We start from the raw sequence: 26,345 nt of genomic DNA, 5'->3' as shown, positions 1-26,345 counted from the left end.
ATCAAATATTTTATGACTTCAAATATTCTATGATATGTTATATAAAAAATGATATTTTTATTTTTAAATGATCGAGAATAAAATGAAAGTCCCATTTGTTGACCTTAAGGCACAGTATAACTCCATTCGCAGGGAAATCAACGAAGCTGTAAATTCCGTCATAGAAGCCGGCAGCTTCATACTTGGCAAAGAAGCAGAAGAGTTCGAGCAGAGATTCGCTTCCTTCTGCGGAGCAAAATATGCGGTCGGCGTAGGAAACGGCACAGATGCTCTCTATTTCTCCCTTAAGGCATTCGGCATCGGAGAAGGAGACGAAGTCATAACAGTCCCCAACACATTCATTGCAACAACTGAAGCAATCACAATGACAGGAGCAAAGATAACTTTCACAGATGCTGACGGGAAAACCCTGAACATGAGTCCCCAGTGCCTTGAAGATTATCTGAAAAAGAGATTCGATAAAAGCTCAGTCAAGAGCCCTTTGCCGCGCGCAATAATCCCGGTGCATCTTTACGGACAGCCCGCTGAAATGGATGGAATCTGCTGGGTAGCTCAAAAATACGCTCTCAGGATAATAGAAGATTCTGCACAGGCGCATGGCGCTCTTTATAAAGGAAAGCGCACCGGAACATTGGGTGATGCGGCAGGATTCAGTTTTTTCCCGTCAAAGAATCTTGGCGCCTTCGGCGATGCAGGAGCTGTTGTGACTAACGACCGAAAAGCGGCAGAATACATAATGATGGCACGCAACCATGGAAGAAAGAAAAAGTATGAACATGAATTCGAGGGGAGAAACTCGCGCCTTGATTCCATGCAGGCGGCAATCCTTAAAGTGAAACTTATATCGCTTGAAAAATGGAATGAGAGCCGCAGAAAACATGCTTCGCTTTACAAATCATTACTTGATGGGATTGATGAGATCAGACTCCCCTACTCCCCTCAATGGATAACCCCGGTCTGCCATCTCTATGTCATAAGAACGAAAGAAAGAGAGAAACTTGCAGAGCGCCTAAAAGAAGCAGGGATAGAGACAGGAATCCATTATCCGATACCTCTTCATCTTCAGCCGGCTTATTCATATCTTGGATGCAGAAAAGGTGATTATCCGGTTGCGGAAAATGCGGCGCAGGAAATATTGAGCCTGCCTATGTATCCTGAAATGTCATCAGAGATGGTCGAATATGTGTGCAGTGAGATAAAAAAAATTATCTGATGCCGCGCATGAGTCCGCAGACATCAATAACCTTTATCCCTATGAGGTTTTCCGAAGAAATCTCTTTAAACTCTGAATGGTTGACAAGGAATACTGCAATGTCGCATTCTATAAGGGCTTTTTCCTTTGTAGTCAATTCAAGGCCGGCACATTTTTCAACATTTGGCTCTACAACAAGAAGTTCTATATCTTTTCTGGCCGCCAGCTTCTTTGCAATCTTGAGCGCCGGGCTTTCCCTTAAATCATCCACATCAGCTTTATAAGCTAACCCGAAACAAGCGACCTTTACCTTCCCGCTCCTGCTCTTTTTTTCGGAGGCAGCGGCAGCAATGACTTTCTTGAAGACATCCTCAGCCCTTTTGTCATTGACATTGCGCGCAGTCTTTATGAGGGCTGACTGTCCGGGGGCGCTGTCAACAATGAACCAGGGGTCGACTGCAATGCAGTGTCCGCCGACTCCTGCTCCGGGAGAAAGTATATTCACCCTTGGATGCCTGTTCGCTATCTCTATTACTCTCCATACATCTATTCCGAATTTGTCGGCAATCCCTGCGATCTCATTTGCAAAGGCGATGTTCACATCCCTGTATGCGTTCTCAACTAACTTTACCATCTCCGCTGTCTTTGCATCAGCAAGGTATATCTTTCCCTGAACGACAGTGCTGTAAAGCTTCTGCGCAAGCCTTGCGGATTTTTCGTTTATCCCGCCTATGACCCTGTCATTCTCAACAAGTTCCTTGAATATGTTCCCCGGAAGAACCCTCTCAGGACAGTAAGCGATATATATATCCTCGCCCGGAACAAATCCTGCCTTGCTTACCATGCCGGCCACAAGGTTTTCAGTTGTCATGATTGGAGATGTCGACTCAAGGACTATGAGGTTGCCTTTCTCAAGATGGGGGATAATGCTTTCCATGCACTTTTTCACATAAGAGAGGTCAGGCTTTTTGCCGTCTTTAAAAGGAGTGGGAACGCATATCATAAAGGCATCGCTTGCCTGCGGCTCTGTGCTCACTTTGAGTTTCTTCGAACCGATGGCGGCTTTGACAAGGATATCAAGGTCAGGCTCATAAATATGAGTATCACCTTTGCTTAAAATGTTTACAACGTCGTGTCTTATATCAACGCCTATGACCTTAAGCCCCTTGGTAGCGAATATACACGCCGTAGGCAAACCTATATATCCAAGTCCCATGATGCAAACCTGTCTGATATTCCCATCCTTTGCTCTTGCCATTACTTGATCCTCCTCAGAATCGTTACTATCTTCTGCGATGCTTTTCCGTCGCCATACGGATTGTGAGCCTTGCTCATTTTCTGGTAGCGCCTCTTATCGTCAAGGAGGCTCTTTACTTCACCTGTAATTTTTCTGATATCAGTGCCAACAAGCTTCACAGTTCCCGCTTTGACAGCTTCGGGACGCTCGGTAGTGTTTCTCATTACAAGGACAGGTTTTCCGAGGCTCGGAGCCTCTTCCTGGACTCCGCCGGAGTCAGTAAGGATTATATAGCTTTTGGACATAAGGTACACAAAAGGGAAATAGTCGAGCGGTTCGATAAGTTTTATATTCGGGACATTCCCGAGCAGTCTGTTAACAGGCTCCCGCACATTCGGGTTCATGTGAACAGGATAGACTACCTCAACTCCTTTTTTCCCGGCAATTTCCTTTAAGGCACGGCAGATGTTCTCAAAGCCTTCTCCGAAATTCTCGCGCCTGTGGCCAGTCACAAGGATCACCTTCTTTGAAAAATCTATCCCCTTAAGCTCGCGGGGCACGCTCTTTATCCGCTTTTTTATCATCTCAGTCGTAATGAACAGCGCATCTATCACTGTATTTCCCGTTACGTAAATCTTCGATGAAGGAATCCCTTCGCGAAGAAGGTTTCTTTTTGATTCGGGAGTCGGAGGGAAATGTATGTCGGCTATGGCAGAGGTAAGCCTCCTGTTTATCTCCTCCGGGAAAGGCTGGAACTTATCATTGGTGCGAAGTCCGGCCTCTATATGCGCAACCGGTATGCGCTGGTAAAAAGCGGCAAGCGCAGCAGCAAATGTCGTGGTAGTGTCCCCCTGAACAAGTATCATGTGAGGTTTGACTTTCAGCAGGACCTCTTTCATCGCTGTTATGACGCGCCCTGTTATCCCTTCAAGATCCTGATTTTCCTGCATCAGGTTTAAATCGAAATCAGGCTTTATCCCGAAAAGGCTCGTAACCTGATCAAGCATCTGCCTGTGCTGGGCAGTGACGCAAACAATAGTCTTGAACGCGTCTTTCTCCTGCTTCAGCTTAAGGATGACAGGAGCCATTTTTATGGCTTCAGGACGGGTACCGAATACGACAAGGATTTTTTTCATTTATTTATTTTTTCATTTATTTATTTTATTTATTTATATTGGGTCAGAATCTTCTCAATAATATTGCTTGTTGATAAACCATTCACAACCGGGACAAGTTCAACCCGTCCTCCATGATTATCCACATAGCCTGCTCCTACGACTTCATTCTTCTTGTAGTCTCCTCCTTTGACAAGCACATCAGGAGTGATCTTCTTTATTATATCAATGGGTGTATCCTCATCAAAGAACGTCACATAGTCCACACAGGCAAGTGCGCTCAAAACCCTTGCCCTCTCATCTTCTCCGATTAGCGGCCTTTTCTCTCCTTTAATGCGGCGTATCGAGCTGTCTGTATTTATGCCTACAATGAGGACATCTCCGAATGATTTCGCTTTCTGGAGAAGATAGATGTGCCCCATGTGCAGTATGTCAAAACATCCGTTTGTAAAAACTATTTTCTTCCGCTTTCCTTTAAGGAGCTTGATAAGGGGAGCAAGTTTCCCCTGAGCTATCACCTTTGTCTCGCTCTTTTCCTCATAAATCCTTGAGATGACCTCATCAATGGAAACTACGGCAGTCCCGACTTTCTCAACCACTATGCCGCCGGCAGTGTTTGCAAATAGCGCCGCCATCTCAGCCTTCATACCGGAAAAAAGGCAGTATCCGAATGATGCTATGACAGTGTCGCCTGCTCCTGAAACATCGTAAACCTCGCGGGCGGAGGCTTTGAGATTAAGGGATTTCCCACCTTTCATCAGAAGAGTCATCCCGTCTTTTCCTCTTGTGACAAGCACGCCGGCGCAGGAAACAATACTCAGGATTTTTTTAAGCGCGGCAGATACATCATCCTCTGTCTCAGCCTTTATACCTGACGCCTCTTCAAGCTCTTTGAGATTCGGGGTCACGATATATGCTCCCCTGTACTTCGAATAGTCCTTCCCCTTTGGGTCCACTATGATGGGTTTTTTCGAGCTGCCTGCCATTTTAACTAATTCACTGAATATGCTTTTATCCACAATCCCCTTCGCATAATCAGAGACTATTATTCCATCTGCGCGCCTCAATGTACGCTTCATATAAGATACAATCTTACTCCTCACTGCCGGAGAAAGGGGTTCCGAGGTCTCATCGTCAATACGCAGCACCTGCTGGCTGTGGGCTATTATCCTTGTTTTGGTGATTGTCTTTCTTCCGGAAACTGCTAAGACAGCCGAGCAGTCAACGCCGGAAGAGCCGAGGATTCTAAGAAGTTGTACACCGTTCAGATCATCTCCGATAACCCCAACAAGAGTCACCTTTGCACCGAGGCTTGCAAGATTATTGGCAACATTAGCCGCACCGCCGGGAACGAATTCTTTTTTATTTATCTTCACAACCTGGACAGGCGCTTCAGGAGATATCCTTTCAACGCTCCCCATGACATATTCATCAAGCATGATATCGCCAACAACTACTACGCGCGGTACTGTGCCGGCTATAATATTGCTGTGCAGAAGTTCAATCTCTTTTTGCATATATCACCTGAACCCGATCTTCTCTCTTAATGCGAAATAGAGAAGCGGAAAAAGTATTTCATACTGCGCAATAAGATTTATCCCTTTGCCGCTTTTCAGCGTAGGCCTTCTCACGACATTGGTAAGAGGACGGTAATGGGAAATCATATCTATGTTCGCTGTTATAAAGTTTTTGACTTTGTATCCCCTGTTCCTGCAAAGTGTAAGGGCTTTAAGGAAAACCTCTGGGAGTATCACGGAAGAACCCATGTTGATCCATACACCTCCGTCAAGTTTTGCTACATGGTCTGCGATTATCCTGAAATCCTGAAGGCTTGCCTCTCCTATCAATCGTCCATCGGCAAGCGGGTCCATATGCACTATATCTGTCCCAAGTGCGACATGGATCGTGGCAGGGATTTTTTTTCTTGCTGCTGCTGCAAGTATGCTCATATTACGGTAACGATTCTTGTCTTCCTCAATAATTTTTCCAAGCGCCATACCGAATCCGATTTTTTTCTCGGCTCCTAGCTCGGCGCCGCGCGAAAGACCTTCGGCTGTCTCAAGCGACATGCCAAACTCCCCTTCTTCAAGCCCTTCCGCCACATCTTCAGATGTGCCGCCTGCTAAAGATATCTCGTAATCGTGGATTGCACCTGCTCCATTCATTGAAACAGAGTTTATTACTCCATTTTCGATGAGGGAAATGATGAATGGCGAAAGCCCGCACTTTATGACATGGGCTCCCATGGCAAGGCAGACAGGTTTTCCTTTGCGTACGCTGTTAGAGATATTATCAACAAGGAACTTAAAATCTCTCGCACCTAAAACATCTGGGAAAGAACCGAGGAGTGCAGGAATAGAATTGCCTTTTTTTATTTCCGCAAAATTCTTTAAGGTTACAAGGTTCTTCCTCTCTTTTAAGGAATATTTTTTTACAGGTTTTGGATTAACACTCATCGTTTTACCTTTATTAATTTATTTTGGTTTGACTACTCCTGCGGAAGGCACCTGCTGTTCAGTGCCGGAACGGGAGCAGTCAAACCAGTTACCACATTTATATATTCCTCTTAAGCCCCTTTTATCACTGCCGCAATGACCTGCTCCTGCTCATCAACCGTAAGCTCAGGATATATTGGAAGTGCGAGAACCTCTTTTGAGGCGAGCTCGCTTTCAGGAAAATCTCCTTCCCTGTAACCAAGATTTTTAAAACACTCCTGAAGGTGAAGACACAGAGGATAATAAACGCCATGGCCTATCTCAGCCTTTTTCAGTTCATTGATAACCGAGCTCCTGTTTTTAATCCTTATCACATACTGGTTAAAAACATGATAACACGAAGAGCTTCTGTATGGCACCGTGACTTTCCCGGAAAGAGCTTTGTCGTATCTGTCGGCTATGGCGCGTCTCTTTTCTGTCCATTTGGCAAGATATCTCAACTTTACGAGAAGCACTGCGGCCTGAAGTGTGTCAAGGCGGCTGTTTATGCCTACCTCTGAATGATAATAACGGGTAACTTCACCGTGCACGCGGAGCATCTTCACTCTTTTATATATTTCTTCATCAAGCGTGACAACCATTCCTGCCTCTCCGAAAGCTCCAAGGTTCTTGGTAGGATAAAAGCTCAAAGCCCCTGCATCCGACATTGAGCCTGCTGGACTGCCGTTAAACTTCGCCCCTATCGCCTGTGCCGCATCTTCTACGACTTTAATCTCACGCTTGCAGGCAATGGCGTTTATCTTCTCCATATCAGCGCATTGTCCGTAAAGGTGGACAGGCATTATGCATTTAGTCTTTGAGGTTATTTTCTTTTCTATCGAAGCCGGGTCTATATTGAATGTACGAGGGTCGATATCTGCAAAGACAGGCTTTGCTCCTACACGAACAATACAGGAAACAGTAGAAAAGAAAGTGAAAGGAGTAGTGATCACCTCATCACCGCTTCCAATGTGCAAAGCCATAAGGGCAAGGAGTATCGCATCTGTGCCGGAACCAACGCCAGCCGCAAATTTTGTCCCGCTGTATCTGGCGATATTCTCCTCGAGAAGACTTACTTCCTTTCCAAGTATTAAACTCTGTGACGAAAGTATTGGCTCGATGGCCTCTTTTATCTCACTTTCAATTTCATTATATTGCTTCTTAAGGTTCAAGAATTGGACGCTCAATTGTCATATCTCCGTTAAAAGTTGTAATTTTTTTTACAATGAAATTTAACAGAGAAAAACACTTGAGTCAATAAACGTGAGTCAATAAAGATGGGAAAAAGAAAGGGGCATGGATTTTATCCATGCCCCTATTATTGGCCCCTATTATTGATATTTCTAAAAAATTAATCTGTTACCCACATTTCAACTGGCGGATTTGATATGAGAAGCCCGTCTTCAGCAGATTCCCAATTGGTTGCTGCGGTACCTAAAACTCCTCTTGTAATTCCGTCAAAACCTGGCAGATAAATTGTCGCACCGGCTGAATGAGCGCTTTGTCTTGTACTGTCAAAAGCGCGTACTGGGGTCCTTATCTGCACTCCTGTTGCATCCCATGTAACCACACCCGCTGTAGTGGTTCTCTGCGTGAATTTAATCTCTTCATTGTCAATTAATATATTAGACAGGTTATCGTTTTTCTTAGAAGGAATATCTGCAACAGTACCACCCAGTACAATACTGTATGGTACTCCGGCAATCCCGTCGTTACGTCCTACTTCAGTTGTACCTATCCTCGTTGTCCTGAACACAGGCGCTCCCTTGTTGTGATTGCCAACTCCTGAGTAGTCGGGATGTACAACAGTGCCGCTCCGCGTTAGGGTTCCAAGAGTGCTCCCTGAAACACCGTCATAGGTAATTATTTCACTTTCTACGCAGACTCCTCCCTTGCTTGTATCAAGCCCAAGATTTCCGGGTATGTTGCTTAGAACTAATGTCGTGTCAGTAGCCCACAGAGTCCTTCCAAGGTATCCATTGTTTGCTGAAAGTGCATTCGTAAGGGTTGCTGCTGTTGCTACCCTGTTAGAAGTATAGGTCACCTTCTCAGAATAAATGTAACTCAGCAGAACAGGCTCACCGAGGGGGGTCCTTGCCTGAAGCAAAAGTGTGCCAGCTGTGGGATACTCTGCTGACGGAGACGGGAATGCACCAGCCGGTTGTAAGAAATAAGTGCTATCACTCGGTGTTATAGCACCGCTTGATATCCACTGCCCCGGCGATGGCCATAATTGACTCTTAACACAAAGCGCATCATTGCTTGCAAGCCTGCCGCCGCCTCCATAAAGCTTCCCGCCTACAGATGTGTAATTCTTTATGACCAGTTGGCTGTCGCCAAAACCATCTGTTGTAACTGTTATCCAGTTCACACCATCTGCTGTCTTATACATACGGCAGCCAGAGCTAATCCTCTGGAATGGCTGGACTGTCACATACATCCAACCCTGATGGGTTCCCGGAAATATTGTAAATTCGCTCCTTCCGTAAGCATCGTTGGGGCTACTTGGATCTATCCCTGCATCAAAACCTGCATAAACAGGAACAGGAGATATTACAGTGCCTCCTTTGTTTGTGCCGCCTGATGTTGATGGTGTCGCATATCCATACTCACTTGTAATACTGAAACTATCCATCCTTCTTATCCAGTCACTGTCATTCGTTCTGTTATTAGACTGCATATTCTTCACTGTAAACAGCTCACCGCCTGCATTTATGTATGGACCAACTCCCTGAGGCAGGTTTGATGATAACAGCCATAACTGCTCCTGAGTTCCGGCTGCTCCTTCACGTGATGGAGTAAATACATAAAGCTGGGAACTTGTAGCATTTCCTGTCTCACCCCAGCCGCGCTCATTGTTGCCGGTGGTAAGTCTGATAGTATCACTTGTTGTTGGTGTAAATCCTCCTGCGTGGAGACCAACAATTAGCTGGTTTGTCGTATTGTCAATTACAGTGACATTTACCTGTTCTACCCCTAAATGGGTTATAGGCGCGAAATGATGAGCATGGGCATGGGGTGTAAGGGTCGTACCGCTTATGGTAAGAGAATACTCAGCACTCCCTGAATTCCACGGCTGTGTTACTGCTGTTATTGCGATTGATGATGCATCATCAGAAGTAAAATCATTGGCAAGCGTCCATTGGCTTTCAAGACGACCTCCGCCTCCGCCATTTTGTGTATCTGCTATATAAAGGACAACACCGGGCTTAGCTGTACCGCCGCCTTTCCCGGTATATCCGTGCGTCGAGCCATCAAGAAGTTTAACTGTTCCGCCGCCTAAAATCGCGCCGCCAATTCTTTTGCCGGGATTATTAGCAGCGAGCTGCGGGCAATCATCATTAAAGGCATCTGTCATGACAAGTATCCATGTGCCGGCATCACCTGTTATAGAATAGGCAAGGTCTGCATCCTGATTGCTTGAAAGCCATGTTCTGCCGTAACCTGCTCCTATGGTACCTGCAAATATACTGCCGTCAAAACTAAAAACATTATATAACGCATTGGCATCTGTATTTGTATATACCTTTGTCCAGGTACTTCCGTTATATCTGAAAAGGTCACCGCCGTCATTCATCCTGTCTTCTACGCCACCAAGGAAGTTATGCTTGCCGCCGGTCACATAAAGATTGCCGTTATATACAGTCGTCGCACCGCCCCAGTTGTTAAACATAGTGTTCAAAACACCAGCATGACTGTCAGTAGATATATTGGCCCACCCGTCGCTGTTTACCTGAGTAAAATTAGTTGATGTCGGGTCATATTCCCAAACCTCTCCGCCGGTGCGGGTATTGACTGAATCATCACGGTTTGGACGGTCCATCTTCCCTATTACACCATAAACCTTACCATTATAGTTCTCTACACTGTTAAAGAAAAAGTTGTCCACTGTATCCGTTGCATCTTCTGCTGTCGCATTGTCCCAGCCAAAGCTTACACCCGGACCTGCTATCTGATGCCAGTTGTCCGCATAGACTTTGCCTATTATTGTAAAATCGACAGATGAGGGATTAGAAAATTTCCAATTAACAGCAGAACCTGTGCCGGCCGGGGCTATTTTCTCACCATTAGGGGCATGGTTAAAAAAAGCATAGCCATCAGGGTCATAGCCGTTTTCATTTAAAGCCGAAGCACCCCCTGAAACAGATGTTATAACTACATGGGTTGCATAAAAAGTATCAGCCGTATTGTTGGTTATTGTGACATTGCCTGACAATATTTTATTTGTGCCATCCCAGCTCCCACCGCTGCTTGCAAGTGTAACATTCTGCCCCGGAGTGCTGGTATCATTTGGCCAATTATCTGAATAATTCTTCCTTGCAGAACGCCTTTTTGAGCTTTTGCTGTCAGGGTATGAAAAAGTGATTGTTCCAGTCGCAGCGTTAACATCAGCACGGAAGGTCCCATAGGGTATAGACTTATTCGATGAAGTCTTGACATTCCCCTTTGAGGAATCAGCTCCTCCGCTTCCTCCGCTACCTCCCCCGCCTCCGCAGGCAGAGAGTATCACCGCCAAAGACAAACAAAATATTGAGAACTTAACAAATAATCCGGACTTATTTTTCATAACCTCCCCCTAAAATAAATTCTTTATTTTCAACTGTCATATTTATATTAAAAGAACGTAGTCCCGCTAACATTGGACACTGAGGTGAAAAGTGTTATGTCTTCGAGTTTGCTGTAAACCCTGATAGATGGTTCATGGAATTGTTTTTTTCCTGATTCGGATTTTCTTTCCAATGGGATTTTCTGATTTTCTTTTTTATTTTTTTTCATAATCTTTCATGGAACATATAAAATTGTTTTAGTTCCTGCAAAAAAACAAATAAAGAACATCATCAGAAAAATGACGTACCTGTTGCATTGGATGCAGTTGTAAACAGTGTGATGTCGCTCAGATTATCATATACGAATAATTCAGGCTCTGAGAATTTCTTTTTTCTTTCCTTCTCTTTTTCGGACTTATTGATTTTGGTTTCTTTATCTTTTCCCATTGCCCTCCCCTATATTATACATTTAGTGAAGATTATTATTTTCCATTTTATTCCTATATTTCCTTTTTTTGCACATGACCCTTCTGCTTTTATTTCCCATCAGAAATAGGTCCGGCATTAACAATAATCAAAGTGTGATATCCACTTTTCACAGCAGCAGCTATATAGTTACTCTAACTAACAATATTATAAATTATGTCAAGGGAAAATAAGAACGTTTTTAGTTTTTATTCAAAAAGGTCTGTATAGTCGTAATGAACTGTAAAACCGACTCCGGCGTAGCCGTATTCATGGGATGACTGTTTTGCGGTGAATTTGTTATAAATAAAAGGTATCTCTCCGACAAAATTGTGTCTCAAATATTTGCCGTCAAGTGTCATTGAAATATATTTTCCAAGGATGAAATTCAGTTTTACATCAACTATGTCATTCCTTTTCTCTCCGCTGCTTATCTCACTATCTATGTCGCGGTCAAGGTAGACAAACCTGTAATTCCCGTTAAGCACCATCCAGTCAGTTATTTTATAATGGAAACCAAGGCCTATCGTAAAATCATCCTCGTCATACTCAAGGTTCTTGAGCAGGTTCTGAACCTTGTCTATTTTCAGGGAAGTTGAAAAGTCTGACGTGACATTTGTTTTGCCGTAGCCTGCAAAAGTATGTACTGCAAAGTCATTAAAAAGATACTTGCTTGCATAGAGGTTTACCATAAACGTCTCATCTTTTACGCCGCTTATGGTAATTGTCTGTGGATTGGTAAAATTAAAGTTAAGCTCAGTGCCCTCAGCATTAATAGTTATTGAACTAAAGCGTCTCTTTATATTGTCCCCGCGGTCATTCCTGTAACCTGCTCCAATGGCAAGCGCGGGAAGGACGTTGTCTTCCTCCATGAAAGTCCATTTAAGCCCTGCATTTAACCTCGTAATATCGAGGTCATCAATACCGTAATCTATCTTGGGGAACTCAAGTTTCACTGACAGCATTATCCTGTCGGTAAGTCCGAAATTAAAAATCCCGCCGTAATTTTGATAGTTTCCAAAATTTCCAAGGGATTTGAGGTCAAGGTTATCTCCTGCTGAGCGTTGCTTAAAATCAAAAACATCAATAGTATCATTCATCGCCTCGGTAAAGAGGGTGAACTCAAGAACGCCCTTGCCGAGGGAGTAAGCCATAGGAGTGTCAAGCTGGAGAGAAAAATGCTTTCCGGGAGGTTCCATGGCATTGCCGGTAAAAGGAAGTGCAATAATACCGGTAATCATTACCAAAACTATCAACAAATAATAACGGAGTTGTCGGAGTACCAAACGTTTCCTTCCATTTTATATATATAAAAGCCCCTCTGTCCCACCATGTATAATAAGGTTTTGAAGGGAGCGCCGGAAGCCTGTTTCGCTATCATAAAAAAGCTAATAGCGTCAACAGGAAAATACCTTCGCAATTAAAAAACGCCTTGACAGCATGGAATACGAAATTTATTGTTGTTTAAAATTTTGCAATATTTCATTCTATGCTATATGCACAACACTAATTGACATAAAGTTTTATTATTTATAATGGACTTGACATAAGAATAATAATGTGCAGGAATAGAATTGTTAAAATTAAAGTGTGGCAAAATTTTAAAAAAATGCATATTTTTAAAACAACATTTCAAATTTCCTTTTATTGAAATAAATATTGAAGAACATTTTAAAGGGGGGTGGTAAAAAGAAGTTGTTGTTTATTAGGCAATGTTATTTTATAAAGTAAGCCATATTAAAAAATTATTAGGGAGGAAAATGATGAGAAGAAAAAGTCTGGTTCTTTTATTAGCGCTTGCGATCGGTGTTGTATTCACATTTTCAAGTTCAGATGCCTTTGCAAAAAACAGTTATTTTGTTATTAAAAATATTAAAAATGGCACCACAACTCTTAGCCTTTCCGGCGTAACAGACAAAACAATCATTGCCAATATCTCTCAGCCTGCAGGCAGCCGCCCAGTGCTTACCATGAATTTTGGTACGCTCAGGAACAAGAAGACAACAACAACGGCTAACCTTGAAATGAAATTTGCTTCCACAGGTGATTCAAGAGAAGTTACAATCACAGGAAAAGTCAAGATAACAGTGAACTCAGCTGGCACCAAAATCACAAAAGTACAGGTAGTAGCAGGAAGCTTTAAAGCTGAAGGAACAGATTCAAATGGTAATCCTGTCGCAGAGGTAAGTTTTAATCCTGCAACAGGCTCATTCGCAAAAGCAGGGAACAAGGGAATAAAAATCGATTCTGAAATCCTTGTTGGCACATTGGAGAGTGATGCTATCGGGACAATAGGACAGGAAGTGGGCACATATAATTATTCATTAGAAGCAGCGAATGCATTCCTTAAGAAGGGAACCAAAGTAGTTGAGACAATTTCAGGGACTCTCACTGTAACAGAATAAGAAAATTAAAAAGACTTTTTGGAGCCCCGATGCAAAATCGGGGCTTTTTTATTTCTCAATATCTCCTTGACTTTTGCCTTTAAAACTTTAGACTTCCGTTGCAAATTTTATACCGTATCGTCCTTTAGAAAAACCCTGTTTTCCGCAAATGCAAAATCTGAGCGGAAGACGAGGAAGTGGACGGTAAGCAAAGCGGAGCATACTTTTCCGTATGTGAGCATTTGCGAACCGGACACTGACGAAGTATAATGCCAGATTTTGCATTTTGCAGGGCGGTGTAGCTCAGATGGTTAGAGCATGCGGTTCATATCCGCAGTGTCCGGGGTTCGATTCCCTGCACCGCTATTTTTTCATTTAAATGGACCATATCATTTCCAAAATCAGAGAGGCTCTATCTCAATACAGCCTGATCGAGCCGGAAGAAACAATCGTCATTGCCGTTTCAGGTGGTGCAGATTCTGTCTTTCTCCTTCATGCATTGAATTCATATTTCAGGGAACCTTTAAATCTTAAGCTCCATATAGCCCACCTCAATCATTCTCTGAGAGGAGATGAAAGCGACAGGGATGAGGCATTCGTAAGGGATATAGCCGGCACTCTTGGCATTGAAGGGACATTTGGAAGAATAAACGGCATGGAAGAGAAAAAGAGACTCAAGACTTCCCTTGAGTCTGCCTGCCATTATGCAAGGCTAAAATTCTTTCAGGAAACTGCGGAAAAAACAGGGGCAGATAAGATCGCAACAGGGCACACGTTAGATGACCGTATAGAGACATTCTTTATAAACCTGTTGCGCGGCACAAGCGTGTCAGGACTTACGGGAATTTCTCCATACAACAAAACGCTTAAGATAATAAGGCCATTAATCAATATAAGAGCTTATGATATCCGCAGTTATCTTAGAGAAGCTAAAATAGACTTCATCTCAGATTCAAGCAACTTGTCTGACAATTTTATCAGGAACCGGATAAGAAGAAAACTCATCCCGGTCATTTCTGAATTAGCTCCATCTTTTTACGAATCAATGCAAAGGACAATGGAGATTGCATCTATTGAAGATGAATTCATAAAAAAAGAGGCTCAGAGATTTAAAGATGACTGGATAAAGCCAAAGGGGGAAGTTGAGATTGAAGTTGAGAAAAGCGCATTATCATCGGTTGATAAAGCGATTGCCGGAAGAGCAGTAGCCGGTATCCTGTCTGCATTCAAAAAACCGTGGACAAGGATAACAAGCGCTCACATAAAAAAGATTATAGACTTCATTTCTTATTCCAATCCCGGAGATATGCTCCACCTGCCGGGAGGAGTAAGGGTAACAAACAATTATGAGAAGATAATGTTCTCGGCAGAAACAGGAAAGTCAACTGTAAATGGGATTGAGGTTTATTTCACCCCTCCGGGAGAGACCTCACTTGAAAAGTTGGGCATTACAATCGAGGGTAAGATATTAGAGCGGAAAGACCTTAAGACATTAAAAACAGATTCTGATACAGCTCTCATTGATCTCGGAAAACTCAAGCTTCCATTAAAAATAAGAGGACGGGAAAAAGGAGACTTTTTTTCCCCGCTCGGATTCAGAGGAAAGAAAAAGCTACAGGATTTTTTTGTGGACATAAAATTTCCCCGTCACAAAAGGAATAAAGTACCCATTTTTCTTTCAGGTGATGATATTATATGGGTAGGTGGTTTCAGGATAAGCGAACATTTCAAAGTTGATGATAAAACCACTCGTGTACTTCAGCTTAAGATAATCTCTTGATTTTATAGTCTTCATTTCTATAAAATGTTATTAATGTAGCGGGGGGGGGTTATGGAAGTTCTCTATTCAGGTATACCAGGGTTAGATGACATCTTCCTCGGCGGTGTTCCACGCGACAACTGCATACTCCTTGAAGGTCCTGCCGGCTCAGGCAAAACAACATTCGGACTCCAGTTCATTGTCAGCGGCGCAACCAAATTCAATGAAAAAGGTATCATAGTCACCCTTGAGGAAAGGCCGAAGATGCTCTACCGCGACGCCGTCAACTATGGATGGGACCTGAAGAAGCTTGAAAGCGAAGGAAGCATCCATGTAATACAGACATCCCCCAAGGCACTTCTTGACATGCTTTCAGACCCTGAAAGCCATCTTAACAGCATATACGAAAAGCTCGGCATAAAAAGGATATTCATTGATTCCATAACACAGTTCAAAAGGATATCGGAGACAGCGAACGATTACCGTGAAATGGTAAACAAGGTCATATATGCAGTCTCTGCCAGGGAATCTGCGACCATATTGACAAGAGAATTGCTGTTGTCCCCGCAGGAAAACCTTTCCTCTGTTGAAGACTATGTTGTCGATACCGTAATCAGGCTGAGCTATGAGCCGAGCGGTGACAGGAAAAGGGAGCGATTCATGGAAATACTGAAATCACGCGGACAGGATTATATTTCAGGAAAACATTCTTTTATATTTGATACAAGCGGAATAAATATATTCCCTTCATGTTATCTTAAAAACTATGACTTAAGCGACATACCAAAAGGAATGATAAAACGCTTAAGCACCGGAATAAGCGGCCTGGACAGAATGCTGGGCGGCGGCATTCAGGAAGGGAAGACGGCTCTCATAGCAGGCTCAAGCGGGACCGGCAAAAAGACGCTGGGAATACAGTTTCTCAATGAAGGATTTGAAGAAGGAGAAAAAGGGCTTTTCATATCCCTTCATAACCGTCCCGAGGAGATAATAAACTCTGCCACATCTTACTCCATTGACCTCGATCATGCTTTGAGAGAGGGAACATTCGAGATTCTGTACCGCTCGCCAATGGACCTTATAGTTGATGAGCTCGGCTATTCGATAAAGAAGATATGCAGGGAAATGGAGGTTAAAAGAGTCGTGCTCGATTCATTGAATGACCTCATAGATGCCATCAAGGATGAGAATTATCTTAAAAATTTTATTTTTTTTCTGGTAGACTTCTTTTCAACGAACAGGATAACTGCACTTTTTACACTTGAGCTGAAGGAGATTTTTGAAAATTCGGCATCAGGACACAGGGAGATGTTCAGTCTTATCCCAATAATAATCTCATTCCGTTATGTTGAACTTGAAAGTGAGATACGCCGGGCTTTGTCGGTAATAAAAGTCGGCGGCTCCGATCATGATAAGGGAATACACGAGTACAGGATAAACAACGGGGGAATCGAGGTAATGACCAAATTCGAAGGACGCGAAGGAGTGATGAGCGGTTCTCCCAAAAAGGTCGATATGCAGTTAAAAGAAATACTTGCGAACATGTCTCTTTATGAAAAGGCTTTAAGGAAAGAGAAGATAACAGAGGAATAATAACCAAGGGAAGTTTAAGGTAATTAATGATAAAATCATTCGAAGATTTCGTAAAAAAGGTGGCGACATCCACCAATAAACTCGACATCCTGAAATTCTATCAGGAGAACCCATCCGCCATAGATTCACCGGAAGGCTTGAGCCGATGGATAAACAGGGATGTATTTGAGATTGAAAATGAGCTTGAAGAGCTTGCAGAAAAAGGAATATTGCTGAGAGAAGGCGGGCTTCAACATCCACTTTACCGCTACAATCCCTCGGAAACAATCGCTTCATATACGACCAACCTGCTTCAGGCACGCTCATTCTATGAAAAGAAAATAGCGGAGCTTGAAAAAGAAAAGATCTCGATGTCTGACCGGTTCACAAGGGAAATCATACATGAGCGGGGGAAGACAAAAAAAATAATCGAGAACATGGCGGAAGGAATCCTGGTACTTAACAGGAAAAACCAGATCCTCACCATTAATTCACAGGCAAAGAATATTTTTTACATCACTGCCGCCGACACATCAGGGAAAGACATATTCTCTCTTATTTCTAATTTTGAAATCCGCGAAATCATGGGATCTATAATCGAACAAAAACATACCAAGGAAATTAAAATAAAAAATGAGAATGATGAGAATATTTACAAGGTGACTGTTTCACCCCTTAAAGACGACCCTCCCGGAGGCAATGCAGGCACTGCCAACGAGCTTGTGGGAAACATAATAGTGTTGAGCGACATAACCAGAGAAAAAGAAATTGAGCGTTTCAAAGCGGATTTCATATCAATGGTCACACACGACATCAAGAACCCCCTTAACACAATAATCCTCAACTCTACTTTTTTGATTGAAAAATACGGGAAAGGCAAGGGAGACAATTTTGAAAAATTCCTTAAGATGATCAGTGACAGCGGGAAGAAGATCCTTAAGCTCATTGATGAGTTCCTTAACCTGTCACGCATCGAAGCAGGGATAATAAAGCTCAATCTCCAGAAGGTGAATTATGCAGATCTCATAAAGAATGTAATACAAAATCACCTGAGACAGGCGGAAAACAAGGGGATAAATATTGAAGTGACAGTTCCTCCTGAGCCGGTTGTCCTTGAAATAGACCATCTCCAGATCGAGCGTGTCTGCAGCAACCTGATCGACAATGCAATAAAATTCACCCAGAAGGGAGGCACAATCAGCATCAACGTGCGAGCTCAGGAGGAAGGAGCCATCACAAGCGTTTCAGATACCGGAAGCGGAATATCTGAAAGTGAACTGCCTCTCTTATTCGATAAATATTTCAGAGCAAAGACATCAGGGAAGATAAAGGGAACCGGACTCGGGCTTGCAATTGCAAAATCAATAATAGAAGCCCACGGTGGTGTCATAAATGTGGAAAGCCGTATCGCCGAAGGAACTAAATTTCTTTTTTACCTGCCTGCAAAGCCGGACAAACAAAACATAGTTTAATACCGGTCAAATCAGAAATCATGAGATCCCTACATTAGACTTGTAGGCGGTAATCGTATTCTTGAGGAGCATTGCAATGGTCATTGGTCCCACACCTCCGGGAACCGGGGTGATCGCCGTGGCAATATCTTTTGCTTCGTCAAAGCAGACATCCCCTAAAAGCTTCCCGTCCACCCTGTTTATCCCCACATCAATCACATAAGCGCCGGGCTTTACCATATCTCCTCTTACGAAATTAGCTTTTCCTATTGCTGCTATAAGAATATCAGCTGACCTCGCTATCTCGGAGATATTCTGCGTCTTTGAATGGCAGACTGTTATGGTGGAATTAAGATGCATAAGCATTAGTGCGACGGGTTTCCCGACAATATTGCTTCTGCCGATTATCACGGAATGTGTCCCCTCTATACGACAGCCGCTTCTTTTCAGAAGTTCAATAATTCCCGCAGGCGTACATGGAACAAGAAAAGGTTTGTTCAGCACAAGTTTGCCAAGATTGTCTGTTCCGAATCCGTCAACATCCTTTGACGAGTCGATGCACTTCATCACAATATCAGAATTAATATGATGAGGCAGCGGCAGCTGCACAAGGATTCCGTCAACCCTATCATCAACATTCAGCGCTGTTACTATGGAAACCAATTTTTCCTGACTTATATCTGACGGAAGGCGTTTTACTATTGATTTTATGCCTGCTTCGATACAGGCTTTTTCCTTTCCTGAAACGTATATCGATGAAGCCGGGTCATCGCCTACCAATACAACCGCGAGAGCCGGTTCTCTTCTCCCCTGTGCTTTATAGGTCATTACCTCATTTTTGATTTCAGTCCGGATTTCTCCGGCGATTTTCTTCCCGTCAATAATCATAGCGCTCATTTTAATCCCCTATTACTTACTGCCCGGTCCCGTGTTTTTTCTTTATTTCAACAGCCTCAAGCTTCCCCTCATTCATCACATCATAATCTACTGCTATCTTCTCGCCCTTCTTTATGTTCTTTCTGTCAATCTTCTCTCCCTTTTCATCCACCCACTTGCTCCCCTGCATTTCAAGATGATAGATGTTCATCTTCTTATCACGTATGGTTATTATCCCTTTATCAAAATCAATGTCCTCGACTATACCTTTTACTTTCTTGTGGCCGTTATTTTTTGTATCTTTTTTCTTGGTCTCACCCTGTCCGGTCTTGAGATTTTTTGCTCCTTTTTTTGCACTCCCCTTTTCTTTAGAAAAAGAAGTCGCCGGTGCAATACTTATGAGAATCAGCAACAGAGCAAAAAATACCTTTATAAATCTGTGAGTGTTAGCATCAGTTATCTTCATTCTCTCTCCATGGTTACAAAGAATGTATTATCTCCTCTTTTCAAAAGAAACAATATCACATTGGCATTCTTGTCTTTAAGAATATTCTCATAATCTTCCATGCTTTTCATACGAATGCGGTTGACTTCAAGTATCTGGTCTCCCCGCTTTATTCCTTTTTCACTGGCCTGGCCTGGCTGCATCTCTAAGACATAAAGACCGGCCTCGTCACCAATGCCAAGTTTCTGGACCTGAGAAGAAGTCAGATAATCAACAGACATACCAAAAGTCTGAAGTTTCTTTTCATAGGCCTCTGTCAAAAGCTCTTCCTTTAATTCTCCAAGGACAATGGAAATCTCCATTTTCTTTCCTTTTCTTATGAGACCGACTTTTACATTCGTTCCAACCGGAGAACCAGCAACCATTCGGGGAAGTTCATTTACATCGTTTATTGGTATACCATTGAATGATATTATCACATCTCCTCTTAAAATGCCTGCCGATGCAGCCGGACCTCCGGGCGTAGCCTCTGAGACAAGAGCGCCTTTGGGAGAATCAAGTCCGAAGAAAGTAACCATATCCGGCGTTACCTTCTGCACATAGACGCCAAGCCATCCTCTCACAACCTTTCCCTTTATTTTCAACTGCTCAAAAATATTCTTGGCCATGTTTATCGGAATGGCAAAACCAAGGTTCTGGCCGCGGGATAGAATAAGTGTATTTACACCGATTACCTCCCCATTCATATTGACAAGAGGGCCGCCGCTGTTGCCCGGGTTTATCGATGCGCTTGTCTGGATAAAATCATCATAAGGTCCTGCTCCCATCACCCGTCCCTTGGCGCTGACTATTCCTACTGTAACAGTTTCCTCTAGACCATACGGGTTCCCGATAGCCATGACCCATTCCCCTACGGAGAGCGCATCTGAATTCCCTATCTTTGCCGCAGGCAAATCCCCCTCGGCTTTGATCTCTATAAGTGCAAGATCAGTTTTTTCATCTTTCCCCACAAGCTTTGCGTCGTATTCACTGCCGTTTGCGAGCGACACACGAATCTTTGTCGCCTCTTCCACTACGTGGTTGTTCGTAAGTATATATCCTGATTTATCAATTATAACGCCCGACCCGAGGTTTTTCTTGTTGTATTCCCTCATAGGCGGCTCATTGAAGAATTTGTGGAAAAAATCTTTCTGCGACTCAAACTCTTCATCATCATGGAAATTCTTTTTCACTTCAGACTCAGATTTTATTATTGTAGTATAGACATTCACAACTGATGGTTTGACTATCTTTGCAAGCTCAACAAAGGTAAGAGGTTTCTCGGCTGCAGCAGACGGGAAAACCGCAAAAAACGAAAAAGCCAGGAGAAAAAACAGACTGCTGTTTATGATTTTATTTTTCTTCATTTTTATAATTTCTAAATCTCCCCCACCCCCCTTTGAGGAAGGGAATATTTGTAAAAACTATACTTTAAAGACCTGCTATTATCAATCTCTTTATTTGGGCTATTTATCAGGATTTTTACCTGCCGGTAAAATCAGGAAGAGCAAAGAAAGGGCAATACATGAGAATGCAAAGATATCACCGAACCTGGTATAAAAAGTCCTGACTTTTGAAAAATAAACCTTTCTGCAAAACGAGGCAGGTTCAAACATTTCCGTCTTTTGAAGCACCTCCCCTGCCGGGCTTATAAAACCTGATATGCCGGTATTTGCAGACCGGATCACGTAGACCCTGTTCTCTATCGCCCTGAAGACTGCATTTGTAAAATGCTGTTCTGCAGCCGAGCTCCTCCCGAACCATCCCTCATTCGTTATATTCACAAGAAGCTCTCCTCCTGAGGAAACAAAAGTCCGCACCAGCTCAGGGAATATCAGTTCATAACAGATGATGGCTGAAAACGCACCTTTGTCGACCTTGAAAACCCTGCTCTCGCTGCCAACGCTGAAGCTGCCTATGTCGCCTATAATCCTGTCGAAGTACGTTATCCTGAAAAGCCATTCAAGGGGTATATATTCGCCGAACGGGACAAGGTGTCTCTTGTCATATCTTCCATTAATTTTACCATCAGCGCTAATCAGAAAAGCGCTGTTATATACATCATCCCTTCCCGACTGATTTTTTGTGAAACCTACGCTTCCGGCAAGAAGATAAATATTTCTTTCCTTTGCAAAGGAGCTTACTGCCTGGAGATAAGCAGGCTCTTTCTCAAGATAAAATGGAAGAGCTGTTTCAGGCCAGACTACAAGAGAAGGGGTGCAATCAAGGCTCCTCTCTGTAAGCTTCTTATGGGTTTCAATGGATTCAATCTGCTCGCCTCTTTCCCATTTAAGGCTCTGCTCTATATTCCCCTGAACAACGGCAACATTAACAGAATCTTCAGGCAAAGCTCTATCCTTCAAAGCGCTATCCTTATAAGTCCCTTCAAGGGATTTCCCGTATATCCAGAAGGATAAAAGCATGACAAAGGGAACAAATAAAATCAGAGCCCGCTTTTTCAGAGTTGCAAGATGGACAATTGATGACGCCGGGGAAAAAACATAATAGATGACCGCATTAAGAGCTATAAGTGCAAAAGAGATTCCATAGATTCCGGTTATATCTGCGACCTGTATAAAAGAAGTCATGTCCCACTGCGAATACCCAATAAGCGACCAGGGAAAACCGGTTAACAGATGCCCTCTCAGATATTCGAGGGAGACCCAAAGAAAAGGAGCAGAAGAAAGAGCAGGCAATGTTCCCAGCTTAATCTCAGACTCCCGGTAAACAAGGCAGAATAATCCGGTGTAAAGCCCGAGGTAGGCTGATAAAAGGAAAAGGAAAAAGATACTGAGAACAGGGTTTATGCCGCCGTAATTCGTCATTGAGTTCGTAACCCAGTAAACTGTACCTGCAAAGGCGAGTATTCCTGAGAACCAGCCAATATAAAAAGCGTTTAAGGGAGTTTCATCATCAATTGCCCTGAACAAAGGAACAAGAAAAATCCATGCAAGAAAAAATAAGTTATAATCAGGGAAGCTAAGAATAAAACATACACTGCTTGCGGCAGCGTAGACAATTTTCAAAGGCTTTAAAGAAGAAATAATCATATCGAAGCAAAGCTAAAGTAAAACTGCATCCATGTCAACACAGAGCTTGACAACAAGGATTTTAAAAAGTTAAAACCTTTCGCTATGAAAAAATTTGTGCCGCAATACATACTGGATATCAGTCCCTATAATCCCGGAAAACCCATTGAAGAGGTTGAAAGGGAGTTCGGCATCAGGGATGCGGTAAAGCTTGCATCCAATGAAAATCCGATAGGGCCATCGCCAAAGGCAGTGGCAAGTTTAAAAGGAGAGCTCAAGAAGATGTCCTTTTATCCTGACAGCCACTCTTTTTATCTCAAACGGGAACTTGCCCTGCGGTTCAAAGTCTCTGAGAACAACCTCATCATCGGGAATGGGTCAAACGAGCTGATCGAGATACTGACCAGGGCATTCATACGGCCGGGGGTGAGTGCAGTAATTGCAAACCAGGCATTTGCAGTTTATCAGATGCTGGTACAGGTCGTTGGCGGCGAAAAAATAATTGTTCCTCTCTCAAACTACACCCATGATTTACAGGCGATGCGTAAAGCCGTAAAAAATAATACGCGGATGATATTCATAGCAAATCCGAATAATCCTACGGGAACGATAGTCAGGAACAAGGAGTTTGAAGATTTCCTGTACTCAGTTCCTGAAGATATACTGATCGTTCTCGATGAGGCCTATGCAGAGTACGTCATGGATGAAGATTATCCGAACTCAATAGAGCTTTTTTCAATGAGAAAAAACCTTGTGATACTCAGGACATTCTCAAAGATATACGGACTTGCAGGACTGAGGGTCGGCTATGGAATTGCACATGAAGAGATAGTCGAGATCATGCACAAGATAAGACAGCCTTTCAACGTAAATTCCGCCGGCCAGATTACAGCTCTTGCTGCATTGTCTGATGAAGAACATGTTGAGAGCAGCAGAACGCTTAACGCTGAAGGGAAAGAATATCTTTACGGTGAATTCGAACGCATGGAATTAGACTATGTGCCAACCGAGGCTAATTTCATACTTGTTGATTGCGGGATTGACTGCAATGAGATTTTTTTAAAGCTCTTAAAGCTTGGAGTAATAGTAAGACCCATGGCAGGTTATGGACTTCCAACATCATTTCGTGTCACAATCGGTACAGCGAAGGACAACCGCAAGTTCATATCAGCGCTGAAAAAGGTGCTGTAAACACTGTCAGCCAACTCGATCGCGGGGCATCTGACAGCGGGAATATTAATAAACCCGTCCGTAAACTTATTTTTGCAGATCTTCCAGTGAGTGTGACCGCTTCTCAAGTTCTCTCAAAATAACATCCCTCACCTTGTCATACTTTGCAGAAGTCTCTACAGGAAGATTTACATAGTGAGGTTTGATGCCTCTGATCTTGCTTTCATGATAACGCCGTTTGAAATCAGTAAACTTCAGACCATGGGCAGTTGATATCACAACAACCTTTTCATTACGTTTAATAACACCTTTTTTGACAAGTTTAAAAAGGGCAGCCAGAGCAACTCCGGTATGAGGGCAGTTAAAAAGCCCTGTCCTGTCAGCAAGTGCCGCTGCATCCGCGAGTTCCTGCTCGCTTGCCTGTTCCACTATCCCGTTAAATTCTTTCAGTATCTTTACCGCCTTCTTAATGCTTACCGGGTCTCCGATCTGAATCGCGCTCGCAAGAGTCTTTCTAGCCTTTACCGGTTTGAATTCCTCAAAACCGCTGACATAGCTTCTGTAAAGAGGATTTGCATGTTCTGCCTGGGCACAGACAAGACGGGGAAATTTATTTATCATCGATAAATCTCTCATCATGAGAAACCCCTTCCCTATGGCGCTGATATTGCCCAGATTCCCTCCGGGTATTATGACCCAGTCAGGCACTTCCCAGTCGAACTGCTGAACAAGCTCAATGCTTACCGTCTTCTGCCCTTCTATGCGAAGCGAATTCATCGAATTTGCAAGGTAAATATTATTCTTAGATGTAACCTCTTTAACTATCTTCATGCACCCGTCAAAATCAGTATCAAGTGAAAGTGTTAACGCTCCATTTGCTATAGGCTGAATAAGCTGTGCCGTGGAAACCTTGTTCTTGGGAAGAAAGACTATTGCCTGTATTCCTGCTGCCGCACAATATGATGCAAGGGCTGCCGAAGTATCCCCAGTCGAGGCACATGCGACGGCAAGTATATCTTTTCCTTCCGATATCATCTGCTTTACCATGGAGACAAGGACTGTCATACCGAGGTCTTTGAAAGAACCTGTGTGGCTGTTCCCGCATTGTTTTACCCAAAGGTCCTCAAGACCGACTGCATGACCTAATCTTTCAGCCCAGAAGAGGTTGCTTCCCCCTTCATACATTGAAACTACGTTCTTAGTCTCAACTGCCGGGCAAACCATTTCTTTTTTGCCCCATACTGCGCTTCCGAAAGGCCAGTCGGTCCTTCTGTACCTGTCATCAAAAAGCTTCATCCATTGCCATGCACTTTTCTTTTTGAGCTTGTTCGTGTCGTGCACTACTTCCAGAAGGTCCCCGCATGTGGGACAATTATAAATGATCTCATTAAGCTCATGTTTGCCCGGACAACCGTTTATGCACTGGAACCATGCTTTGTATTCCATAGTAGTATCCCTTTTAGCTGTTAGCTGTTCGTTAACTATTCTTCGCATTTTTCGTCAGGTACTCATCTCTCAGGTTTCCCATTATTTTATCTCTTCGATCATAAATCCGTTTAAGATTTCTTGGACGGCATTTACCCATAACATAAGCTGTAATTAAAGGAAGAGCAACAGTGAAATCAATATAAGATACTATTGCGTTTGGAAGCATCTCCGGAGCAACCTTACCCCATGACACGGCTTCTGAAGGAGTAGCCCCTGAAAGCCCGCCGGTATCAGGTCTGGCATCAGTAATCTGTATGAAATAATCATGTCCTTCTTCTTCAAGACCCAGCACTTCCTGAATCTGCGGCTCTGTCTGAAGCATAAAATTTTTAGGTGCCCCGCCGCCGATAATTAGAACTGCACTTTTGCTATTATTTCTTTTAGCATCCAGGACTATTGCCGCTGTTTCATTAACATCAACTATCGGGTCTATTCTTAGCGCATTACCGGTCAAAGACGATGCTGCAATGTTCATGCCTATCGAGCTGTCTCCCGGTGACGGCGCATAAACAGGAACTCCATATTCATATGCCGCAGAGAGAACCGTAGAAGGAGGCAAGCCTGCCAGTTTCTCCCTTGCTCTTAAATATTTCCCCACATGGTGGTGAAATTCTGCAGTTCCCATACTTCTTTGAAATTCAGGTGCCTTGATAATCTCCCTGAAAAAACTGTCTGTCGAGAGGAGGACTTCAAAACTCATCAGGATATCGTATATCCTTACTACATTATTCTTTTTAAGCTCCACGTCATCAGTAAAAGGACTTCCCTTGTGCAGGGTAAGGCCAAGACCGAAATGTGCATCATGATAGAGATTCGCTCCGGTAGATGTAATCCAGTCAACAAAACCATTAGCTATGAGAGGAACTATGCAGGATCTGCCGAGTCCGGCGGGTGTAAGCGCACCTGTCAGACTCATACCGAGAGTAACATTTTCATTAAGCACTTTAGAAGTAAGCAAAAGACAGGCTTCCTGCAGTCTTGCACCATTATATGCGTTGAAATGATCTTCTATCAGCTTTGTAACAGAGAGATCAGTTGTTATAGGATCCGGATTGATTACTTTTCCTTTTAAAAACTCATTCTTTGCCATTATGAATATTCC

21 protein-coding genes and 1 tRNA gene are annotated in these 26,345 nt (G+C 43.2%); 7 read left to right on the top strand and 15 right to left on the bottom strand.

The features are described from left to right. The first annotated feature begins 82 nt into the window (after window positions 1-82). A complete protein-coding gene (locus HZA77_00360) occupies window positions 83-1,213 on the top strand; it encodes a DegT/DnrJ/EryC1/StrS family aminotransferase (GenBank protein MBI5373855.1) in 1,131 nt (376 codons plus the stop codon). Here HZA77_00360 and wecC read toward each other — a convergent pair. From wecC to HZA77_00315, 9 genes are all read right to left on the bottom strand, one after another. Next, on the bottom strand, window positions 1,206-2,450 hold the full coding sequence (gene wecC, locus HZA77_00355; GenBank protein MBI5373854.1) for a UDP-N-acetyl-D-mannosamine dehydrogenase: 1,245 nt from the start codon (window positions 2,448-2,450) through the stop codon (window positions 1,206-1,208). The genes HZA77_00360 and wecC overlap by 8 nt on opposite strands. Next, window positions 2,450-3,565, bottom strand: coding sequence for a UDP-N-acetylglucosamine 2-epimerase (non-hydrolyzing) (gene wecB, locus HZA77_00350; protein MBI5373853.1), 1,116 nt, complete (start codon window positions 3,563-3,565; stop codon window positions 2,450-2,452). Before wecB ends, wecC begins: the two co-directional genes overlap by 1 nt. A gap of 29 nt (window positions 3,566-3,594) precedes the next feature. After that, window positions 3,595-5,061 carry a D-glycero-beta-D-manno-heptose-7-phosphate kinase gene (gene rfaE1, locus HZA77_00345; GenBank protein MBI5373852.1) on the bottom strand — a complete coding sequence of 489 codons (1,467 nt, stop codon included), beginning with the start codon at window positions 5,059-5,061 and terminating at the stop codon, window positions 3,595-3,597. Window positions 5,062-5,064: 3 nt separating this feature from the next. Beyond that, a complete protein-coding gene (locus HZA77_00340) occupies window positions 5,065-6,000 on the bottom strand; it encodes a hypothetical protein (protein MBI5373851.1) in 936 nt (311 codons plus the stop codon). A gap of 110 nt (window positions 6,001-6,110) precedes the next feature. Continuing rightward, window positions 6,111-7,205: a DegT/DnrJ/EryC1/StrS family aminotransferase gene (locus HZA77_00335; protein ID MBI5373850.1), complete on the bottom strand. Its 1,095-nt coding sequence runs from the start codon at window positions 7,203-7,205 to the stop codon at window positions 6,111-6,113. Window positions 7,206-7,369: 164 nt separating this feature from the next. Further along, entirely contained in the window at window positions 7,370-10,585 is a 3,216-nt protein-coding gene (locus HZA77_00330) for a hypothetical protein (protein ID MBI5373849.1), read from the bottom strand. A 47-nt stretch (window positions 10,586-10,632) separates the two neighbouring features. After that, window positions 10,633-10,794 carry a hypothetical protein gene (locus HZA77_00325; protein MBI5373848.1) on the bottom strand — a complete coding sequence of 54 codons (162 nt, stop codon included), beginning with the start codon at window positions 10,792-10,794 and terminating at the stop codon, window positions 10,633-10,635. A 62-nt stretch (window positions 10,795-10,856) separates the two neighbouring features. Next, window positions 10,857-11,012 carry a hypothetical protein gene (locus HZA77_00320; GenBank protein ID MBI5373847.1) on the bottom strand — a complete coding sequence of 52 codons (156 nt, stop codon included), beginning with the start codon at window positions 11,010-11,012 and terminating at the stop codon, window positions 10,857-10,859. 227 nt (window positions 11,013-11,239) lie between these two features. Continuing rightward, complete coding sequence (locus tag HZA77_00315; GenBank protein MBI5373846.1) at window positions 11,240-12,316, bottom strand: hypothetical protein; 1,077 nt, start codon at window positions 12,314-12,316, stop codon at window positions 11,240-11,242. Window positions 12,317-12,790: 474 nt separating this feature from the next. Between HZA77_00315 and HZA77_00310 the strand changes: the two genes are divergently transcribed. The 5 genes from HZA77_00310 (at window position 12,791) to HZA77_00290 (ending at window position 18,217) form a co-directional block, all read left to right on the top strand. Further along, on the top strand, window positions 12,791-13,435 hold the full coding sequence (locus tag HZA77_00310) for a hypothetical protein (protein MBI5373845.1): 645 nt from the start codon (window positions 12,791-12,793) through the stop codon (window positions 13,433-13,435). A gap of 271 nt (window positions 13,436-13,706) precedes the next feature. Continuing rightward, window positions 13,707-13,780: transfer RNA gene (locus HZA77_00305), tRNA-Met, on the top strand. Window positions 13,781-13,793: 13 nt separating this feature from the next. Continuing rightward, entirely contained in the window at window positions 13,794-15,194 is a 1,401-nt protein-coding gene (gene tilS / locus HZA77_00300; protein ID MBI5373844.1) for a tRNA lysidine(34) synthetase TilS, read from the top strand. A gap of 51 nt (window positions 15,195-15,245) precedes the next feature. Then, window positions 15,246-16,766 carry a hypothetical protein gene (locus tag HZA77_00295; GenBank protein ID MBI5373843.1) on the top strand — a complete coding sequence of 507 codons (1,521 nt, stop codon included), beginning with the start codon at window positions 15,246-15,248 and terminating at the stop codon, window positions 16,764-16,766. A gap of 26 nt (window positions 16,767-16,792) precedes the next feature. Next, window positions 16,793-18,217, top strand: coding sequence for a PAS domain-containing sensor histidine kinase (locus tag HZA77_00290; protein MBI5373842.1), 1,425 nt, complete (start codon window positions 16,793-16,795; stop codon window positions 18,215-18,217). A gap of 18 nt (window positions 18,218-18,235) precedes the next feature. Here the strand turns inward: HZA77_00290 and folD are convergent, their stop codons facing one another. The 4 genes from folD to lnt all read right to left on the bottom strand — a co-directional run bounded on the left by folD (window position 18,236) and on the right by lnt (window position 22,582). Then, on the bottom strand, window positions 18,236-19,093 hold the full coding sequence (folD, locus tag HZA77_00285; GenBank protein ID MBI5373841.1) for a bifunctional methylenetetrahydrofolate dehydrogenase/methenyltetrahydrofolate cyclohydrolase FolD: 858 nt from the start codon (window positions 19,091-19,093) through the stop codon (window positions 18,236-18,238). A gap of 16 nt (window positions 19,094-19,109) precedes the next feature. Then, a complete protein-coding gene (locus tag HZA77_00280; GenBank protein ID MBI5373840.1) occupies window positions 19,110-19,538 on the bottom strand; it encodes a hypothetical protein in 429 nt (142 codons plus the stop codon). After that, the gene (locus HZA77_00275; protein ID MBI5373839.1) at window positions 19,535-20,923 is read right to left on the bottom strand and encodes a Do family serine endopeptidase; all 1,389 of its coding nucleotides are present in this window, start codon (window positions 20,921-20,923) and stop codon (window positions 19,535-19,537) included. Before HZA77_00275 ends, HZA77_00280 begins: the two co-directional genes overlap by 4 nt. 99 nt (window positions 20,924-21,022) lie before the next feature. Beyond that, complete coding sequence (gene lnt / locus HZA77_00270; GenBank protein MBI5373838.1) at window positions 21,023-22,582, bottom strand: apolipoprotein N-acyltransferase; 1,560 nt, start codon at window positions 22,580-22,582, stop codon at window positions 21,023-21,025. Between the two features lie 108 nt (window positions 22,583-22,690). Here lnt and HZA77_00265 point away from each other — a divergent pair, with 108 nt between their 5' ends. Next, entirely contained in the window at window positions 22,691-23,776 is a 1,086-nt protein-coding gene (locus tag HZA77_00265) for a histidinol-phosphate transaminase (protein ID MBI5373837.1), read from the top strand. Window positions 23,777-23,842: 66 nt separating this feature from the next. Here HZA77_00265 and thrC read toward each other — a convergent pair whose 3' ends face one another. Beyond that, a complete protein-coding gene (gene thrC / locus HZA77_00260) occupies window positions 23,843-25,201 on the bottom strand; it encodes a threonine synthase (GenBank protein MBI5373836.1) in 1,359 nt (452 codons plus the stop codon). A 31-nt stretch (window positions 25,202-25,232) separates the two neighbouring features. Continuing rightward, a complete protein-coding gene (locus HZA77_00255) occupies window positions 25,233-26,333 on the bottom strand; it encodes a deoxyhypusine synthase (protein ID MBI5373835.1) in 1,101 nt (366 codons plus the stop codon). Window positions 26,334-26,345 lie beyond the last annotated feature (12 nt).

The sequence above is a fragment of the Candidatus Schekmanbacteria bacterium genome, from assembly GCA_016219965.1.
GTDB lineage: Bacteria > Schekmanbacteria > GWA2-38-11 > GWA2-38-11 > J061 > JACRJM01.
The sequence above is the reverse complement of the archived record's forward strand: the minus strand, read 5'-3'. Positions and strand labels throughout refer to the sequence as shown.

Coding starts and splice junctions, on each gene's coding strand:
- HZA77_00325 (MBI5373848.1), bottom strand. CDS start 10,794: ATGAAAAAAAATAAAAAAGAAAATCAGAAAATCCCATTGGAAAGAAAA.
- HZA77_00340 (MBI5373851.1), bottom strand. CDS start 6,000: ATGAGTGTTAATCCAAAACCTGTAAAAAAATATTCCTTAAAAGAGAGG.
- folD (MBI5373841.1), bottom strand. CDS start 19,093: ATGAGCGCTATGATTATTGACGGGAAGAAAATCGCCGGAGAAATCCGG.
- HZA77_00275 (MBI5373839.1), bottom strand. CDS start 20,923: ATGAAGAAAAATAAAATCATAAACAGCAGTCTGTTTTTTCTCCTGGCT.
- HZA77_00280 (MBI5373840.1), bottom strand. CDS start 19,538: ATGAAGATAACTGATGCTAACACTCACAGATTTATAAAGGTATTTTTT.
- HZA77_00360 (MBI5373855.1), top strand. CDS start 83: ATGAAAGTCCCATTTGTTGACCTTAAGGCACAGTATAACTCCATTCGC.
- HZA77_00320 (MBI5373847.1), bottom strand. CDS start 11,012: ATGGGAAAAGATAAAGAAACCAAAATCAATAAGTCCGAAAAAGAGAAG.
- HZA77_00310 (MBI5373845.1), top strand. CDS start 12,791: ATGATGAGAAGAAAAAGTCTGGTTCTTTTATTAGCGCTTGCGATCGGT.
- tilS (MBI5373844.1), top strand. CDS start 13,794: ATGGACCATATCATTTCCAAAATCAGAGAGGCTCTATCTCAATACAGC.
- HZA77_00255 (MBI5373835.1), bottom strand. CDS start 26,333: ATGGCAAAGAATGAGTTTTTAAAAGGAAAAGTAATCAATCCGGATCCT.
- wecB (MBI5373853.1), bottom strand. CDS start 3,565: ATGAAAAAAATCCTTGTCGTATTCGGTACCCGTCCTGAAGCCATAAAA.
- wecC (MBI5373854.1), bottom strand. CDS start 2,450: ATGGCAAGAGCAAAGGATGGGAATATCAGACAGGTTTGCATCATGGGA.
- thrC (MBI5373836.1), bottom strand. CDS start 25,201: ATGGAATACAAAGCATGGTTCCAGTGCATAAACGGTTGTCCGGGCAAA.
- HZA77_00330 (MBI5373849.1), bottom strand. CDS start 10,585: ATGAAAAATAAGTCCGGATTATTTGTTAAGTTCTCAATATTTTGTTTG.
- HZA77_00295 (MBI5373843.1), top strand. CDS start 15,246: ATGGAAGTTCTCTATTCAGGTATACCAGGGTTAGATGACATCTTCCTC.
- rfaE1 (MBI5373852.1), bottom strand. CDS start 5,061: ATGCAAAAAGAGATTGAACTTCTGCACAGCAATATTATAGCCGGCACA.
- HZA77_00265 (MBI5373837.1), top strand. CDS start 22,691: ATGAAAAAATTTGTGCCGCAATACATACTGGATATCAGTCCCTATAAT.
- HZA77_00290 (MBI5373842.1), top strand. CDS start 16,793: ATGATAAAATCATTCGAAGATTTCGTAAAAAAGGTGGCGACATCCACC.